Annotated in this window: 12 protein-coding genes and 1 pseudogene; 2 read left to right on the top strand and 11 right to left on the bottom strand. The window is 62.7% G+C overall.

The features are described 5' to 3' along the window. Position 1 precedes the first annotated feature (1 nt). Positions 2 to 1,156 carry a GGDEF domain-containing protein gene (locus ASC93_RS04635; protein ID WP_056437803.1) on the bottom strand — a complete coding sequence of 385 codons (1,155 nt, stop codon included), beginning with the start codon at positions 1,154 to 1,156 and terminating at the stop codon, positions 2 to 4. A 224-nt stretch (positions 1,157 to 1,380) separates the two neighbouring features. Between ASC93_RS04635 and ASC93_RS04630 the strand changes: the two genes are divergently transcribed. Together ASC93_RS04630 and ASC93_RS04625 are read left to right on the top strand one after the other, a co-directional pair. Beyond that, positions 1,381 to 1,863, top strand: coding sequence for a cyclic nucleotide-binding domain-containing protein (locus ASC93_RS04630; protein WP_056437798.1), 483 nt, complete (start codon positions 1,381 to 1,383; stop codon positions 1,861 to 1,863). Next, the gene (locus ASC93_RS04625; protein WP_157201748.1) at positions 1,860 to 2,996 is read left to right on the top strand and encodes an AI-2E family transporter; all 1,137 of its coding nucleotides are present in this window, start codon (positions 1,860 to 1,862) and stop codon (positions 2,994 to 2,996) included. Before ASC93_RS04630 ends, ASC93_RS04625 begins: the two co-directional genes overlap by 4 nt. Positions 2,997 to 3,077: 81 nt before the next feature. On the opposite strand, the gene ASC93_RS04620 is transcribed toward ASC93_RS04625, so the two are convergent. From ASC93_RS04620 to ASC93_RS04580, 10 genes and pseudogenes are all read right to left on the bottom strand, one after another. Next, on the bottom strand, positions 3,078 to 5,354 hold the full coding sequence (locus tag ASC93_RS04620) for a YgiQ family radical SAM protein (RefSeq protein WP_082547769.1): 2,277 nt from the start codon (positions 5,352 to 5,354) through the stop codon (positions 3,078 to 3,080). A gap of 77 nt (positions 5,355 to 5,431) precedes the next feature. Next, complete coding sequence (locus tag ASC93_RS04615; RefSeq protein WP_056437793.1) at positions 5,432 to 5,713, bottom strand: DUF4404 family protein; 282 nt, start codon at positions 5,711 to 5,713, stop codon at positions 5,432 to 5,434. A gap of 128 nt (positions 5,714 to 5,841) precedes the next feature. Continuing rightward, positions 5,842 to 7,968 carry a M3 family metallopeptidase gene (locus ASC93_RS04610; RefSeq protein ID WP_056437789.1) on the bottom strand — a complete coding sequence of 709 codons (2,127 nt, stop codon included), beginning with the start codon at positions 7,966 to 7,968 and terminating at the stop codon, positions 5,842 to 5,844. A gap of 226 nt (positions 7,969 to 8,194) precedes the next feature. Beyond that, positions 8,195 to 8,803: a TMEM175 family protein gene (locus ASC93_RS04605; protein WP_056437786.1), complete on the bottom strand. Its 609-nt coding sequence runs from the start codon at positions 8,801 to 8,803 to the stop codon at positions 8,195 to 8,197. 31 nt (positions 8,804 to 8,834) lie between these two features. Beyond that, the gene (locus ASC93_RS04600; RefSeq protein ID WP_082547768.1) at positions 8,835 to 9,272 is read right to left on the bottom strand and encodes a DUF4279 domain-containing protein; all 438 of its coding nucleotides are present in this window, start codon (positions 9,270 to 9,272) and stop codon (positions 8,835 to 8,837) included. Positions 9,273 to 9,358: 86 nt separating this feature from the next. Then, a pseudogene (locus tag ASC93_RS29440) lies at positions 9,359 to 9,503 on the bottom strand (TMEM175 family protein); the annotation flags it as partial. Between the two features lie 212 nt (positions 9,504 to 9,715). Next, positions 9,716 to 10,216, bottom strand: a complete 501-nt coding sequence (locus tag ASC93_RS04595) for a hypothetical protein (protein ID WP_056437783.1) — start codon at positions 10,214 to 10,216, stop codon at positions 9,716 to 9,718. 166 nt (positions 10,217 to 10,382) lie between these two features. After that, positions 10,383 to 11,627 (bottom strand): GNAT family N-acetyltransferase, encoded by a 1,245-nt coding sequence (locus ASC93_RS04590; protein ID WP_162251793.1) that lies wholly within the window; start codon positions 11,625 to 11,627, stop codon positions 10,383 to 10,385. Positions 11,628 to 12,123: 496 nt separating this feature from the next. Then, positions 12,124 to 12,327 (bottom strand): SlyX family protein, encoded by a 204-nt coding sequence (locus ASC93_RS04585; RefSeq protein WP_056437778.1) that lies wholly within the window; start codon positions 12,325 to 12,327, stop codon positions 12,124 to 12,126. 111 nt (positions 12,328 to 12,438) lie between these two features. Next, positions 12,439 to 14,625 carry a DUF4214 domain-containing protein gene (locus tag ASC93_RS04580; protein WP_157201747.1) on the bottom strand — a complete coding sequence of 729 codons (2,187 nt, stop codon included), beginning with the start codon at positions 14,623 to 14,625 and terminating at the stop codon, positions 12,439 to 12,441. Positions 14,626 to 14,634 lie beyond the last annotated feature (9 nt).

Genomic DNA, 14,634 nt, shown 5'->3' with positions numbered 1-14,634 from the left:
TTCAGGCCCGCTTGAGGAGCGGTCCGCCGATCTCGACGCGGTTGCGTCCGCCCGTCTTGGCCGCATACAAGGCGTGATCGGCGCGCGCCAGGGCGGCCGTCAATTCCTCGTTCGGATCGATCATCACGACGCCGATGCTGACCGTCATGCGATAGGTCGCGGCGCAGGCCAGTCCCGGTGCCTCGGCGACGGCGGCGCGCAGGCGTTCCGCCGCGTGTTGCGCGCCCGCCAGCGACGTGCCCGGCATCGCCAGCGCGAATTCCTCGCCGCCCAGCCGGCCCATCACGTCGCTGTCGCGCAGGCGCGCGCGGGCGGTGTCGGCGAACAGGCGCAGGGCCTCGTCGCCGCAGGCATGGCCGAAGCCGTCGTTGAGCTGTTTGAAATGGTCGAGGTCGAGCATCATCAGCGCGATCGGCTTGCGCAGGCGCACAGCCTGCTGGCGCGCCTTTTCGGCCCGTTCGAAAAAGGCGCGGCGATTCAGCATCTCGGTCAAGCCGTCGATCGTGGCCAGGTGGTGCATGCGCTGGTCGTCCTTGAGCTTACACAACAACAAGAAGCCGAACCCATTGACGATCATCAGTAAATAGCTCGCCAGATAGGCAAAGCCATACACCGGATTCGCATCGAACATGCCGACGCCGCCGTTGGCCACGGCCATCCAGGTCCAGATCGCGATGGCGAACAGGGCATCGTTGGCGCCGATGACACGCTGCAGCAGCGGGGCGTCGGCCTGGGGCCGCAGCAGGATGGCGGCGGCGCCGGACGCGAACAGGGCGACGATCACGGCCACCACCTGCGTCATCTGCTCGCGCGACGCCTGCGCCATCGCCGCGGCGGCGACGATGAGCAGGGCCGCGACGGCGGCCGGCGCAAGCACCCGGTGCCAGTTGCGGAACCCGAAGAACACGCAATACGACGCCAGTTCCAGCGCGACACCGCCAACCCAGCCGAAGGCGGCCAGTTCCTCGGCGATGGGCAGTCCGGCATGCGGCGCCATCCAGCAGCAGATCTGCGCCAGCCCGGACGACAGGCGCGCCCACATCCAGGTGCGCAACGCGGGATTCGGTACGGCGCCGCGCATATAGCCCGCCATCAGCAGGGCAAACGCCGTGTTACCGACGCCAAGCGCCAGCATGAAGGTCTGGATATCGATCACTCGGTTCCTCCTGGTCGGAAGTGGTGAGATGATGCCATTAATGTAAGGAATATTTCCCAAAGGAATTATATTACACGTTTTTCAATCGCGCGCACGCATGATTCATATCAACTGTTGAGCGATATGCACCGTGATTGCCGAGCGTTGCGTAGTAGCTGCGCAAGCACAAATGAATCGTTCATAATTGACGTACAGCTACTCTGCTGCATTGTCCCGGAGCTTTCGTGATCTTTGGTTTCCTCAAATCGCACACGTTGTCCCCCCGTCAGCTCCGGCTGCAGAACACGCCACTGTTCCGTTCCCTCAAGCCCCTGGAAATCAAGTTCGTCGACGGCCTCATGCACGAACGCCGCTACCTGCCGGACGAAATCGTGTTCGACGAGGGCGAGGAGGGCCAGGCCCTGTATCTGGTGATGAGTGGCCGCGTGCAGATCAGCCGCAGCCACAGCAGGGGCCGCCAGATAGTCGGCGACCTTGGAGCGGGCAGTTTCTTCGGCGACTTGGCCCTGCTGGACAATTCGCCACGCAGCGCCCAGGTACGCGCCCTCGACGCCTGCGAACTGGCCGTATTCTTCCGCGACGACTTCCTGGCCTTGATGGAAACGGATGCCGTGATCGGCTACAAGATCTCGCTCGCACTGGCGCGCCACATCGGCCAGCGCCTGCGCGGCTGGCTCGACGGCCACGCCCAGGTGGAGGCCCTGTGATCCACGCCCCCCTCCGCGACGAGCGCAACGGCCCGTTCGTCTGGATCGGCATCGTCGGCATCACCTGTTTACTGCTGGTGCTGCTCGAACACATGCTGTGGCTGGTGCTGCCGTTCATCCTCGGCACCGTCTTGTATTACATCCTGCTTGGCCCGATGCAACGGCTGCTGCGCGCCGGTTTTACCCGCAACGTCTCGGCCACGCTCGTGTGCGCCGTGTTCTACGGCGCCAGCGCCCTGCTGCTGATGGCGGCGATGACCTGGACCGCATCCCCCGGCGACGCCGACAGCTGGCACAAGACGGGCGCCCTGTACCTGGACGGCGGCGTCGCCTTCGTGCGCAACACGATGACGCTGCTGGAAGCCAAGTTCCCCATCCTGGCCGAGATGCACCTGACCGCGATCGTCAACAAGCGCTTCAAGGCTTATACGGACAATTTCGCCCAGCGCCACCTGACGTCCATCCTGCTGGGCGCGGCCGGCTGGTTGCCGTCGCTGCTGCTGGCCCCGTTCCTCGCCTTCTTCTTCCTGCGCGACGGCCTGCGCTTCAAAAAATTCCTCGCGCGCGCCGTGCCGAACGCTTATTTCGAACGCACATTGTTCCTGCTGCACCAGGTCGACCAGACGGCACGCCGCTACTTCGAAGGCTTACTGAGGCTGACCGTACTGGACACCATCGTGCTCGGCTTCGGCCTGTGGGTGATCGGCGTCTCGTCGCCGCTGGTGCTGGGATTGATCTCCGCGCTGCTGGCGTGGGTGCCGTTCGTCGGCTCGATCGTGGGCTGCATGATGGTCGTGGTCGTCGCCGCCACGGACGCCCCGGCCAACCCGCTGATCGCCTACGGCGCGATCGTCGTCTTCATCCTGGCCCGCCTGCTGGACGACTTCGTCTTCATGCCGCTGACCCTGGGCCGCAGCCTGCACATCCACCCCCTGGTGACGGTGCTGATGATCTTCATCGGCGGCGCGCTGTCCGGCGTGGCCGGCCTGATGCTCGTGCTGCCGCTGCTGGGCGTCGTGATGGTGGTCGGCGAGACCATGGGCAGACTCATGACCAATCCGCGGCTCAGGGCGCGGCACCGGTATGCGCGCCGGTTGCGGGACAAGCAGGCGAGCGCCGACCTGAGCGTATAAAGAACACCGGGGTCAGAGCCCGAATTTAGGCAATGGCTTTTGAGCTATTGCCAAAAAACGGGCTCTGACCCCGGTGTGTGTTTATTTACGCCCTGCCTTGGGCTTGGACTTGATGGTCGACAGGATGCCCGCCTTCGCCTTGGACGGCGGCGCCATGAACGGTGCCGGTTCGCCGCGGCGCTCGCCGCCGCGCCCGTTGCGCCGGGTTGCCACCTCGATCACGCGGCCTTTCGGCGCGTCGTTGCGCGGGCCCGCCGGCGGACGGCGTTCGCCGCCACGCTGCGGCGCGGCGTCCGGTTCGGCGCCGGCCGGCGGCACCAGGTGGCGCTCGCCGTTGCCGATCAGGTCGCCGCGGCCCATGCGCTTGAGACCTTCGCGCAGGACCGGCCAGTTTTCCGGATCGTAGTAGCGCAGGAACGCCTTGTGAAGCTTGCGGGTCTTGCCGCTCTTGGCCGTGACGACGTCTTCCGAATCCTCGGTGACCTTGTGCAGCGGATTTTTACCTGAGTGGTACATCGTCGTCGCCATCGCCATCGGGGTCGGCGTGAACGTCTGCACCTGGTCGAGGTGGAAATTGTTCTTTTTGAGCCAGAGGGCCAGGTTCAGCATGTCCTCGTCGGTCGAGCCCGGGTGCGCGGCGATGAAGTACGGGATCAGGTATTGCTTCTTGCCCGCTTCCTTCGAGTACTTGTCGAACAACGCCTTGAACTCGTCATAGGCGCCGATGCCCGGCTTCATCATCTTGGAAAGCGTGGCCTCTTCCGTGTGCTCCGGTGCGATCTTGAGCAGGCCGCCGACGTGGTGCGTGACCAGTTCCTTGACGTATTCCGGCGAGCGCACGGCGAGGTCGTAGCGCAGGCCCGAGCCGATCAGGATCTTCTTGATGCCGGGGATCGCGCGCGCCTTGCGGTACAGCGAGATCAGCTTGCTGTGGTCCGTCCCCAGGTTGCTGCAGATGGTCGGATACACGCACGACAGGCGGCGGCAGCTTTCCTCGATCTTCTTGTCCTTGCACGCGAGACGGTACATGTTCGCGGTCGGGCCGCCCAGGTCCGTGATGGTGCCGGCGAAGTTCTTCGTCGTGTCGCGGATCAGCTCGATCTCGCGCAGGATCGACGGTTCCGAACGGCTCTGGATGATGCGGCCCTCGTGCTCCGTGATCGAGCAGAACGTGCAGCCGCCGAAGCAGCCGCGCATGATGTTCACCGAATACCGGATCATTTCCCAGGCCGGGATGTGCGCCTTGCCGTAGCTCGGGTGCGGCGCGCGCGCGTACGGCAGGTCGTAGACGCCGTCCATCTCGTCCATCGCGAGCGGCAGCGGGGGCGCGTTCAGCCAGACGTCGCGGTCGCCGTGCTGCTGCACGAGGGCGCGCGCATTGCCCGGATTCGATTCCAGGTGGAACACGCGCGACGCGTGCGCATACATCACCGGGTCTTCGCTGACGGTTTCGAAACTCGGCAGGCGCACGACGGTCTTGCGCGCCTTTTCCTTCGCGGCGGCCTGGCGTTCCTCGCGCGTCATGATGACGATCGGCTTCACTGCCGGTTCCGGCGCGGCGTTGTCGAGCGCACACTGCTTCGGATCTTCCAGCGCCATCGCGTACGGATTCGGTTGCGCGTCGATGCGGCCCGGCACGTCCACGCGCGTGGAATTGTGCACGGTCCACTCCTCGTCCGGCAGCCAGCCATGCGGCACGAGGAAGGCCGTGCCGCGCACGTCGCGGATGGTCTTGACGTTCTCGCCCGCCGCGATGCGCCGGGTGATGTCGACGAGCGCGCGTTCGGCGTTACCGAAGATGACGAGGTCGGCCTTCGATTCGAACAGCACGGAGCGGCGCACCTTGTCCGACCAGTAATCGAAGTGCGCGATGCGGCGCAGCGACGCCTCGATGCTGCCGGCGATGACGGGCACGCCCGGAAACGCTTCGCGCGCGCGCTGGCAGTACACGGTCACGGCGCGGTCCGGACGTTTATTCGGCTCGCCATTCGGCGTGTAGGCGTCGTCCGAGCGGATCTTGCGGTCGGCCGTATAGCGGTTGACCATCGAATCCATATTGCCGGCCGTGATGCCCCAGTACAGATTCGGCTTGCCCAGCGCGCGGAACGGTTCCACCGAGGTCCAGTCCGGCTGGCTGATGATGCCGACGCGATACCCCTGCGCTTCCAGCAGGCGGCCGACGAGGGCCATGCCGAAACTCGGATGGTCGATGTAGGCGTCGCCCGTGATCAGGATGATGTCGCACGAATCCCAGCCCAGTTTGTCCATCTCGGCACGAGACATGGGCAGGAACGGGGCGGCAGGGGCGCGGCTGGAACGTTTGGCGACGTTCGCGAAAAGATTGGCAGGGGAGTTCATTGGCCGGCATTTTACCGGAAAACGCTGTATTAATCTGCCGATCGTCGTAAAAATGGCTTAATTTTCAATGGCTTGTGTCAAATCCCCATGCTCGCCAGGATGTTGCCGAGCTCGCGCAGGGCCGGTTCCAGGTGCGGATGGCGGATGGCGAACCGGGCCGTCAGCTCCTGCGTCCGCGAGGCCAGGCCGTACGTCGTCGCGTCGGGGTCCTGGGCGCGCCTGTCGAGTACGTGCTTGATGTCGCCATCGAGCTGGCGCAGCAGCATTTCCAGTTCGTCGTCGACCTCGCCCCGCTCCTCGAGACTGCGGTGCAGGGCTTTCAGGTGCGCTTTCAGGGTGTCTTCGTTATCGGGCAGCATGGCTTTCTCACAGTAGAGTGTTGTGAGAAAGTTTATACCTGATGGGGGAGGATTGGCGCGCGGCGGTGTTTACGCGTGATAAATAAAACGCCGTCCCCGCCGCGGCGGGAACGGCGCGCGCGTGCGGCTTACTCGCCCGTCAGGCCGCGGCGCTCCAGCAGCGGCTCGATCTTCGCGTCGCGGCCGCGGAAGTTGCGGTACATCTCCATCGCATCCATCGTGCCGCCGCGCGACAGCAGCATCTGGCGGAAGCGGTCGCCGTTCTTGCGCAGCAGGCCGCCGTTTTCCTTGAACCACTCGACGGTGTCGGCGTCCAGCTTCTCGGCCCACAGGTAGCCGTAGTAGCCGGCCGAGTAGCCGCCCGAGAACACGTGCGAGAAATAGGTCGTGCGGTAGCGCGGCGGGACGAGCGGGAAGTCGACGCCGGCGTCATGCAGCGCGGTCGCCTCGAAGCCCGGCACGTCGGCCGGGATCTGGTCGGCGCCCAGCTGATGCCATTTCTGGTCGAGGATCGACGCGGCCAGGTACTCGGTCGTGCGGTAGCCCTCGTTGAACTTCGACGATGCCTGGACTTTATCCAGCAGCTCCTTCGGCATCGGCGCGCCCGTCTGGTAGTGCTTGGCATAATTCGCCAGCACTTCCGGCCAGGCCATCCACATCTCGTTGACCTGCGACGGGAACTCGACGTAGTCGCGCGGCACGCGGGTGCCCGAGAAGCGCGGGTATTTCACGTTCGAGAACATGCCGTGCAGTGCATGGCCGAACTCGTGGAACATCGTGCGCACTTCGTCATACGTCAGCAGGGTCGGCTCGCCGGCGGCCGGCTTCGGGATGTTCAGGTGGTTGGCGATGACCGGATGCGTGCCCATCAGCTTGTTCTGGCCGACGTACGCATTCATCCACGCGCCGCCGCGCTTGTTCGAGCGGGCGTACGGATCGTGCAGGAAGATCGCGAGCTGCTTGCCGTCGGCATCGAACACGTCGAACACGCGCACGTCCGGGTTGTACACCGGCAGGTCGTGGCGTTCCTTGAACGTGATGCCATATTCCTTGTTGGCGGCATAGAACACGCCGTTCAACAGCACGTTGTTGTACTCGAAATACGGACGCAGCTGGTTTTCGTCGAACGCGTAGCGGGCCTGGCGCACCTTGTCGGTGTAATAGTTCCAGTCGTAAGCGGTAGCCTGGAACTTGCCGCCTTCGGCATCGATGACCTTCTGGATCTCGGCCGCTTCCTTTTTCGCGTTGCGCACGGCCGGCTTGGCGAACTCGGCCAGCAGCTGGTTGACGGCGCCCGTCGTCTTGGCGGTCTGGTCTTCCAGCATGTAGGCGGCGTGGCTCGGATAACCGAGCAGCTTGGCGCGCTCGGCGCGTGCTTTGACCAGGTCCAGCACGATCTGGCGATTGTCATAGTCTCCGCCATGGCTGCCGCGTGCCAGCGACAGCGCCAGCAGTTTCTCGCGCGTGGCGCGGTTGGTCAGCACGGACAGCGGCGCCTGCTGCGTCGTGTTCACGACCGGCACCTTGAACTTGCCGTCCAGCCCATCCTTCTTCGCCAGCGCGGCGGCGGCGTCGATCGCCTTGTCCGACATGCCGGCCAGTTCCGCGCGGGTGTCGACGACGAGTGCCGACGCGTTCGCTTCCTTGAGCACGTTCTGGCTGAACTGGGTCTGCAGGGCGGCGATCTTGCCGTTATACGCCTTCAGCGTTTCCTTGTCGGCGGCGGACAGTTTGGCGCCGGCGCGCACGAAGTCGGTGTGGTAGCGCTCGAGCAGGTAGGCCGATTCCGGATCGAGGTGCAGCTTGGCGCGTTTGTCGTACAGGGTCTGGATGCGCTTGTAGAGCTTGTCGTTCAGGCGGATCTTGTCGGTGTGGGCGGCCAGCTTCGGCGCGAGATCCTTGTCGAGCGCGTCGAGGGTCGGATTGGTGTTGCAGCCGACCAGGTTGAAGAACGTGGTCGAGACGCGGTTCAGCAGCTGGCCCGAACGCTCCATCGCGACGATCGTGTTGTCGAAGGTCGGCGCCGCCTTGTTATTGGCGATGGCGTCGATTTCCAGCGACTGCTGGCGCATGCCTTCGTCGAACGCCGGCGCGAAATCGTCGTTCTTGATCTTGTCGAAGGCCGGGTACTGGTATTGCAGGGTGCTCGGCTTGGCGAACGGATTGGACGCCGGCAGCAGCGAAGCGGGGGCGGCATAGGCCAGGTTGGCGACGGCTGCGGTAACAGCGACGGCCAGGATGTGCGAACGGTTCATTCTTTGGGATCTCCGGAGGGTTGTCGGATCCGCCCATGCTTGTGCCACGGGCCAATCTCTTTTTGTGCTACGCGCACACCCATCCGCGCCGTGCGGTTTATCGATCACGTACGGACACCGGAATGGAAACCGCCGGGCGAGCCCGGCGGCAGTGCCCGCAAAGCATAGCAGGGATATTGCCGTATGTTACATATTTACGGCCGAAAAAAAGGAGTTCCGGAGATGCTCAACCCCGTTCGGATTGCTCTTCCTGCTCGGTCTCCTCGGCGACTTTTTCCTCGATGCGCCGGTCCGGAATCAGCCATACGATCGCCACGGCCGCATAGACCAGGAATCCGAGCCAGGCGGCAAACCACGCCAGCGCCACGCCGGCCAGGTACAGGACGCACGACAGCTTGCCCTTGCGATCGTTGCCGATTGCCTCAGCCAGCTTGGCGTTCTTCGGATGATTGGCGATCAGTCTTTTGACCAGCAGCAGATACGCAACCGAGCACATGAACAGGACGAAGCCATACGCCGCGGTCGGCCCGGTCTCGAAATGGTTCTCGCCCATCCACGCGGTGACGAACGGGATCAGCGACAACCAGAACAGCAAGTGCAGATTGGCCCACAGGACGCCGCCGCTGACTTCCTTTACGGCGTGCATCAGGTGATGGTGGTTGTTCCAATAAATTCCTACGTAGATGAAACTGAGCACGTAGCTCATGAAGACGGGCCATAGCGGCAGCAGCACGTCGAACGTGCCGCCGTGCGGGACTTTGAGTTCCAGCACGAGGATGGTGATGATGACGGCGATGACGCCGTCGCTGAAGGCTTCCAGGCGGTTTTTGCCCATGTGTTTTCTTTAGAGTTAGGGAAGGCTGAGTTCAAGTCTGGCTCGGCGTGACGTCGTCGTCTTCGCTGGCATTGTATATGTCGAGGGCTAGATGAATCCCTCGTTCGCCCAGTAGCGCCATGACGTCAGGAGCCAAGGACATGCCATCGTTCGACTCTTGCATGAAAAGACCGCAAAAGATATCGACGTCAAACCGCTGTACCAGCGCCTTCCACACCTCAGGGTCAGATTCGACCTGCGACAACAGCCAACGCACCTGCCCGTTGATATTTTCCGGCTCTGCCGACTCAGCCTCCAATCGCCAGTTCCCGCACCTCACGACGCGCTCACGCCCAGACTGGTAACGAATCAACTCACCAGTTCTCTGCGCTACGGTTGGCGCGCATCGCAAAGCCTGAGTTATCTCTTCTGGTATCAGACCATCTCCGAAAATACGTAGGCATGCTGCCGAATGGTGTATTTGTGCCATAACCGATCCTGTCGTCAGGCAGTTGTGAGTCGAGGCTTCAGCATCGGTAAGGCCGAAACTGGTGAGTGATCCGCATACTGGCGCTTGTTCCAGTAGATGCCGATGTCGATGAGACTCATCACGTAGCTCATGAAAAGTCCCGCCGTGCGGGACTTTCAGTTCCAGCACGAGGATGGTGATGATGACGGCGATGACGCCATCGCTGAAGGCCTCCAGGCGGTTCTTGCCCATCTCTCGGATCAAACATCAGCCCTTTCGACTTCGCATATTCGAAGTCTTCCGGCGTCACGGTCCGTTCATTCTCGGGAACCCAGCCTTGAGACGACCAGTAATGGCCTATCAGGATTTTCAAGCCGCGCTTGTCCGGAGGGCCGTTATCCATTTGTGTCGTGTTCCTATTTGTTGGTGGATGACAGGTAACTCACCTATTGGCGCATATTCCGTCACCCCTCGCCACCGCCGACAGGAATGAATTCCATCTCCCAATTCGTCTCCCAGGTTTGACCCTGGTCACTCGAAAACGCCTGTTCCCAGCGCGGGTGCGCACCCGGCCGCGCCGTCCAGATGAACCGCACCTTGATGGGCTGCCCGTCCAGGAAGTCGTCCGCGAAGAACAGACCGACGTGATCGGCAAACCTGCCGACGACGGGCGTGTCGAGTGCCGTCGGGTTGCGGCCGTCCAGCCACCAGATGGACCACGTGCCCGACGTGGGGCAGTAAGAGCGCATGGCGGCGGCGCGGAAGGCGCCTTCGGGAAAATGCAGGAGATTGTCTTCGAGGTTGCCGAAGCCGCCGAGAATCTTCATCGTCGACGTCCGACCTTCGAATTCCGTCCATTCGGTGCATCCCGCGAGCCGGGCGTTCAGGCGTTTGTGTTTGACGAGCCAGTCGCCGATGATGAAATCAAAATCGCTGGGGGCGTTGGCGTCGGGTGGCAGAGGCATGTCGTGGGTTCCTCGTCGTTGGTGGGCCAGGGGCGCAGGTCGGCCGGATCGGAAAATAATCCCATAACAGACTGGCAATAACAACAAGAAACGCCGGCTGCCCGCTGGCGGCACACAAAAGAAAATGGCCGCACGCGGCGGCCATGGCGGTGCGCGTCCGGCGCGCTCAGGAAACGGTCGGCGCCGTGTCGGCCTTGGGCGACGTCTTTTTGGTCGCCTGCCGGCGTTGCGCGTGCCATTTCTGCGCCCGCTTGACCTGGCGGATCAGGGCGTCGTTCATGGCGTCGTACATGCCGTGTACCTTCAACGACAAGGCGGTCAGGCTGCGCGCGCGGTGCAGCAGCACGAGCCCGCGCGTTTTGAGCACATGGGTCGAGCGGAATTCCGCGCTCGGCGTACCGTAGCCGAAATCGATGTCCCTGAACGCGAAATGGGCCAGCACGTCCTGCACCGCCAGGTGGATCGCGCTCGTACCCACGGACAGGTGCAGATACTTCTGCAGGCAGGCGATTTTGTAGACGTGCCAGACGGAGGCCGAACGCGAGCCGTACACGACGGCGACGTCCTCGTCGCCGCAACGGATCACGTAGGACAGCAGCAGGCCGTGGCGCGCCAGGCCTTCCAGCCGGGCCTGTTCGGCGCCGCGCTCCGCGCCTGGGCACGCGCCCGTGGCGATCATGGCGTCGAGCATGGCCGGAATCTGCCCGGGTTGCTCGATACGCAGCACCTGCAGCGCACCCGCCGCTTCCGTCAGCAGGCGGACCTGGCGCGACAGGTTGTAGCGCTTCTTGGCACTGAATTTCTGCAGATAGCCGTCGACGCTGTCCGGCAGAGGCTGCGTATGGCACGCGCGCCAGCCGTTCATGACATAGGCCGACACGCCCGCGATGCCGCCCAGGGCGGCGCCGGCGTCTTCCGGAACGGCCTGCATGTACAGCACGTCGCACTGCGCATAGCGTTCGAGCAATTGCTGAATGACGAACTCGGCGAGGCCTTCTTCCGCTGGATCCAGCAACGGGACGCTGCCGAGAATCTGGCAGGCGCGCATGGTTCGTTTGAACAGCGGCACCGGGCCGACGCGGAACTCGAGGCCGCACGCGATGGTGCGCACGGGGATGAAGCCGACGATCGCGTAATCGACGCTGCGGCGGACGATGAACAGTTCGCAGTTCGCATCCTGCCCACGATACATGTCGATCAGGTGGCTGAAGAATTGCGGGGACTGGTACAGCGTTTCCGGGCTGGTGGCGACGGCCAGCATTCGATGCCACGCATCCAGGATGTCCGGGCGGTCGTAATAACCGGTCGCGACGTTCAGTTCGTACCGGTCCGGGCACCGCATCGCCCGGGAACGGACGAGCAATGGCGCCGGCGCCGATGGCGCGAATTCGCTCATCTCAAGGTTACGCATGAACATCGTGTCAGCCCTCGTTTGGAGAAGGAAAAACCCGCGATTTAACGTTTTTGCGGGCCAAATACACACTGCCGAGCAGTATGTATTTACGCGATACTACCTTGAGCTCATCCTGAAGGTATAGCTAAATTTGATTACAGATTAGACAGGAAAATTGAAGATGACATATTGATAAAATCGATGTAGCACGCTGCTTTCGCTCTAAATTTTCTAAAAATAACCAAAAACAGCGCCTATTTTCTTGCAAATCGGAAAAATAAGAGAAAATACATGGGTTTTGATGCCGAAAGGCATTTTTTGAGCGCGCGCAAAACGCCGCTCAAATAATCAATTTACTCAAATGTAATCGTTGCATAAATCAAACAAAAAATGTATTTGTGCAATAATGTTTCTTCTTTCATTGGTAACCAAAGTCACTATCAGATTCCTTAAATTTCCAGAATAACCAGACTCTTTCTCCAATTGTGACTTCGCGCCCCACCCTGGCGTGGACTCAATAATGCGGCGGCCTCTCGTTGACCGGCCCCTGTCCGGCGTCGCGCAAGGTCCGCACGTGTTCGGCAAGTTTGGCCACCATAGCTTCCAGTTGATCGATGCGGCGGCCCTGCTCGTAGACCGTGCGGTTGAGGGTGTCGACGAGGTTTTCCTGGTCGGCCAGCTTGATTTCGATGTCGATAAAACGGTTTTCGTCGCTCACGTCGCTATCCTTCGATAAAAAAGTAAAAGGCGCATAATACTGCGCCGCGCAAAAGCAAAGAGCCGCTCGAAAGCGGCTCTTTGCGGAGAAAAACGGGAAACCGGCGGGAACTCAGCCCGCCCAGGGCGTGTAGGCGATGCCGTCCTGGATCGTGCCGATGACCTGCGCCTGGTTTTCCGGGCTTTCGCTGAAGAACTTGACGATGCCGACCTGCGTCGTATCGTGGTGCGCCAGCGCATTCACCCAGAAATCGTAGCCGGCGGCATCGGGTGCACGATGCAGCACGTTGGCGTACAGCAGGTTCACGAACTGGGCATCGGTCGGATTGGCGCCGTATTTCTGGGTGAATTCCGGCTGGTTTTTAATGATGTCCTGCACCATGTCGTCCAGCGTCAGGCCGTGGTCCAGCTGATAGATCCAGAAGCCCAGGCCGGCGCTTTCCGCCGGGCGGTCGAGCGCGGCCTGGTACAGGCGGAAAGCCTGGCCCGCGGAACCGCTGATGTCCAGCGCCACCGCGCCGTCGGAAAATTGCAGGCGCTCGACGTTGATGACGGCGTCATGGCCGCCGTCGCCGACCTTGTCCGTCACGCCAAAGCCGAGGGTTTCCTTGGCCACCGTGTAATTGGCGCGCTGGCCGGCGTAGACGACCGTGTCGATGCCGGCCTGGCCGTCGATCGCATTGTTGCCGGCAGTGGCCGTCAGTTTGTCGTTGCCGGTGGTGCCGGCCAGGTTGGCGCTGCTGGCCACGGTGAATCCCATGGTGCTGGCGGCGCTGGTCGCGTTGTCGGCCAGGTCGACCGAGACGGCGCTGACCGTATAGGTGGCGTTGGGGAGCGGCGACGTCGTGACGCTCCACTTGCCGTCGGCGCCGACGGTCGTGGTGGCGATGTCGACGAAGTCGCCGCCGCGAATCAGCTCGATCGTCGTGCCGGCCTCGCCGGTGCCGCTGAACGTGGCCTGGTTGCCGCCCTCGGTGTAGGACAGCGTGGCGACCGGGATCACGGGCGCGTGCGCGTCGATGTTGAAGGTGACCGCGCTGCTGGCCGCGGACGTGTTGCCGGCGGCGTCGGTGGCGGTAGCAAAGATCGAATAGCCCGTGCCGTCGACGAAGGCTTTCGTCGTCGTCAGGCTCCACACGCCGCTCGCGTCGGCCGTGGCCGTGCCGACCAGGGTATTGTCCGCCGTATAGACCTTGACCGTGGCATTCGCCTCGGCGGCGCCGGTGACGGCCGGATTGCTGCCGGCCGCGTAGCCGTTGGCGTTCTTGGTCACGGCCAGCGTGGGCGCGCCGGGTGCCGTGGTGTCGGCATTGACGACGTCCGCGCTGCTGACGCTCATGTCCGCGAACTGCAGGACCTCGATCGAGTGCAGCGTGTCGACCCCATCGCTGCCGTTCGTGCTGGTCACCTGCAAGTTGCCGTTGGCCAGCGCGCTGAAGGTATAGCTGCTGCGTACGCCGCGGAATACCGCGGTGTCGGTCCCTGCTCCCCCGTCGATCATATCGTTTCCTCCGTCGCCTTCAAGTTTGTCGTCCGCGCCCGTTCCCGTGATGACGTCCGCACCGGTGGTGCCGACGAGGTAGTGGGCGCCCGCTGTCGAATTGATGCCCAGTTTGCCGCGCAGGCCGTCGTCGCCGTACAGCCACATGAGCGCGGCGATGTCGTCCTGCTGGTAAGTCGAATACGGACCGCCGACGTCGGTGTAGGACATCAGCGTGTTCGACGTGTTGTCCTCGGATGCCGGCAGGTTGATGTTGTCGTCGAACGGGTGCTTCAGGCCGAGCGCATGGCCCAGCTCATGCAGCAACGTCTGGTAGCCCTCGCCGCCCGCGGTCAGGTTGGCGTTCTGAAAATTCCACTCGACGTTGTCGAGATACACATAGGCATCGGCATCGTAGCTGCTCAGCTGGACGCCGCTGTAGCCATAGCTGCTGTGCCAGCTGCACAGGCCGGTCACATTGCTGGCAGCCAGGTTGACATCGGCCAGGTGGATCTGCGCGGCGTTGCCGTCGCTCGTCTCGGCAAACTGGATGCCTGTCAGCTTGGAAATATAGGCAAGGGCGGCACGGGTCGCAGCCTGCTGCGAAGCGGAGAACGCTTGCGCCGACCCCGTGAAATTCGTTTGCGCCGAAGCCGCGTCTTCGTTACCGGAAGCAACCGAAAACGTATAGGTCAGCGTGGTGATCGGTGTGCCCGAGGAATTCGTCAGGAAATTCCAGTCCGGGCCAGTGTCGAGCAGGGCATCGATATAGTTCAGCCCGGACAAGGGGGTGGTCGTGATGTCGGATACGGTAGCCATTAAATTAAC

Origin of the sequence: Massilia sp. Root335 (genome assembly GCF_001425685.1) — a bacterium.
In the GTDB taxonomy this organism is placed as follows: domain Bacteria; phylum Pseudomonadota; class Gammaproteobacteria; order Burkholderiales; family Burkholderiaceae_D; genus Telluria; species Telluria luteola.
The sequence above is the reverse complement of the archived record's forward strand: the minus strand, read 5'-3'. Positions and strand labels throughout refer to the sequence as shown.

Excerpts from the sequence above, each read along its gene's own strand:
- ASC93_RS04620 (WP_082547769.1), bottom strand. The coding sequence starts at position 5,354 with ATGAACTCCCCTGCCAATCTTTTCGCGAACGTCGCCAAACGTTCCAGC.
- ASC93_RS04610 (WP_056437789.1), bottom strand. The coding sequence starts at position 7,968 with ATGAACCGTTCGCACATCCTGGCCGTCGCTGTTACCGCAGCCGTCGCC.
- ASC93_RS04580 (WP_157201747.1), bottom strand. The coding sequence starts at position 14,625 with ATGGCTACCGTATCCGACATCACGACCACCCCCTTGTCCGGGCTGAAC.
- ASC93_RS04605 (WP_056437786.1), bottom strand. The coding sequence starts at position 8,803 with ATGGGCAAAAACCGCCTGGAAGCCTTCAGCGACGGCGTCATCGCCGTC.
- ASC93_RS04590 (WP_162251793.1), bottom strand. The coding sequence starts at position 11,627 with ATGCGTAACCTTGAGATGAGCGAATTCGCGCCATCGGCGCCGGCGCCA.
- ASC93_RS04615 (WP_056437793.1), bottom strand. The coding sequence starts at position 5,713 with ATGCTGCCCGATAACGAAGACACCCTGAAAGCGCACCTGAAAGCCCTG.
- ASC93_RS04600 (WP_082547768.1), bottom strand. The coding sequence starts at position 9,272 with ATGGCACAAATACACCATTCGGCAGCATGCCTACGTATTTTCGGAGAT.
- ASC93_RS04595 (WP_056437783.1), bottom strand. The coding sequence starts at position 10,216 with ATGCCTCTGCCACCCGACGCCAACGCCCCCAGCGATTTTGATTTCATC.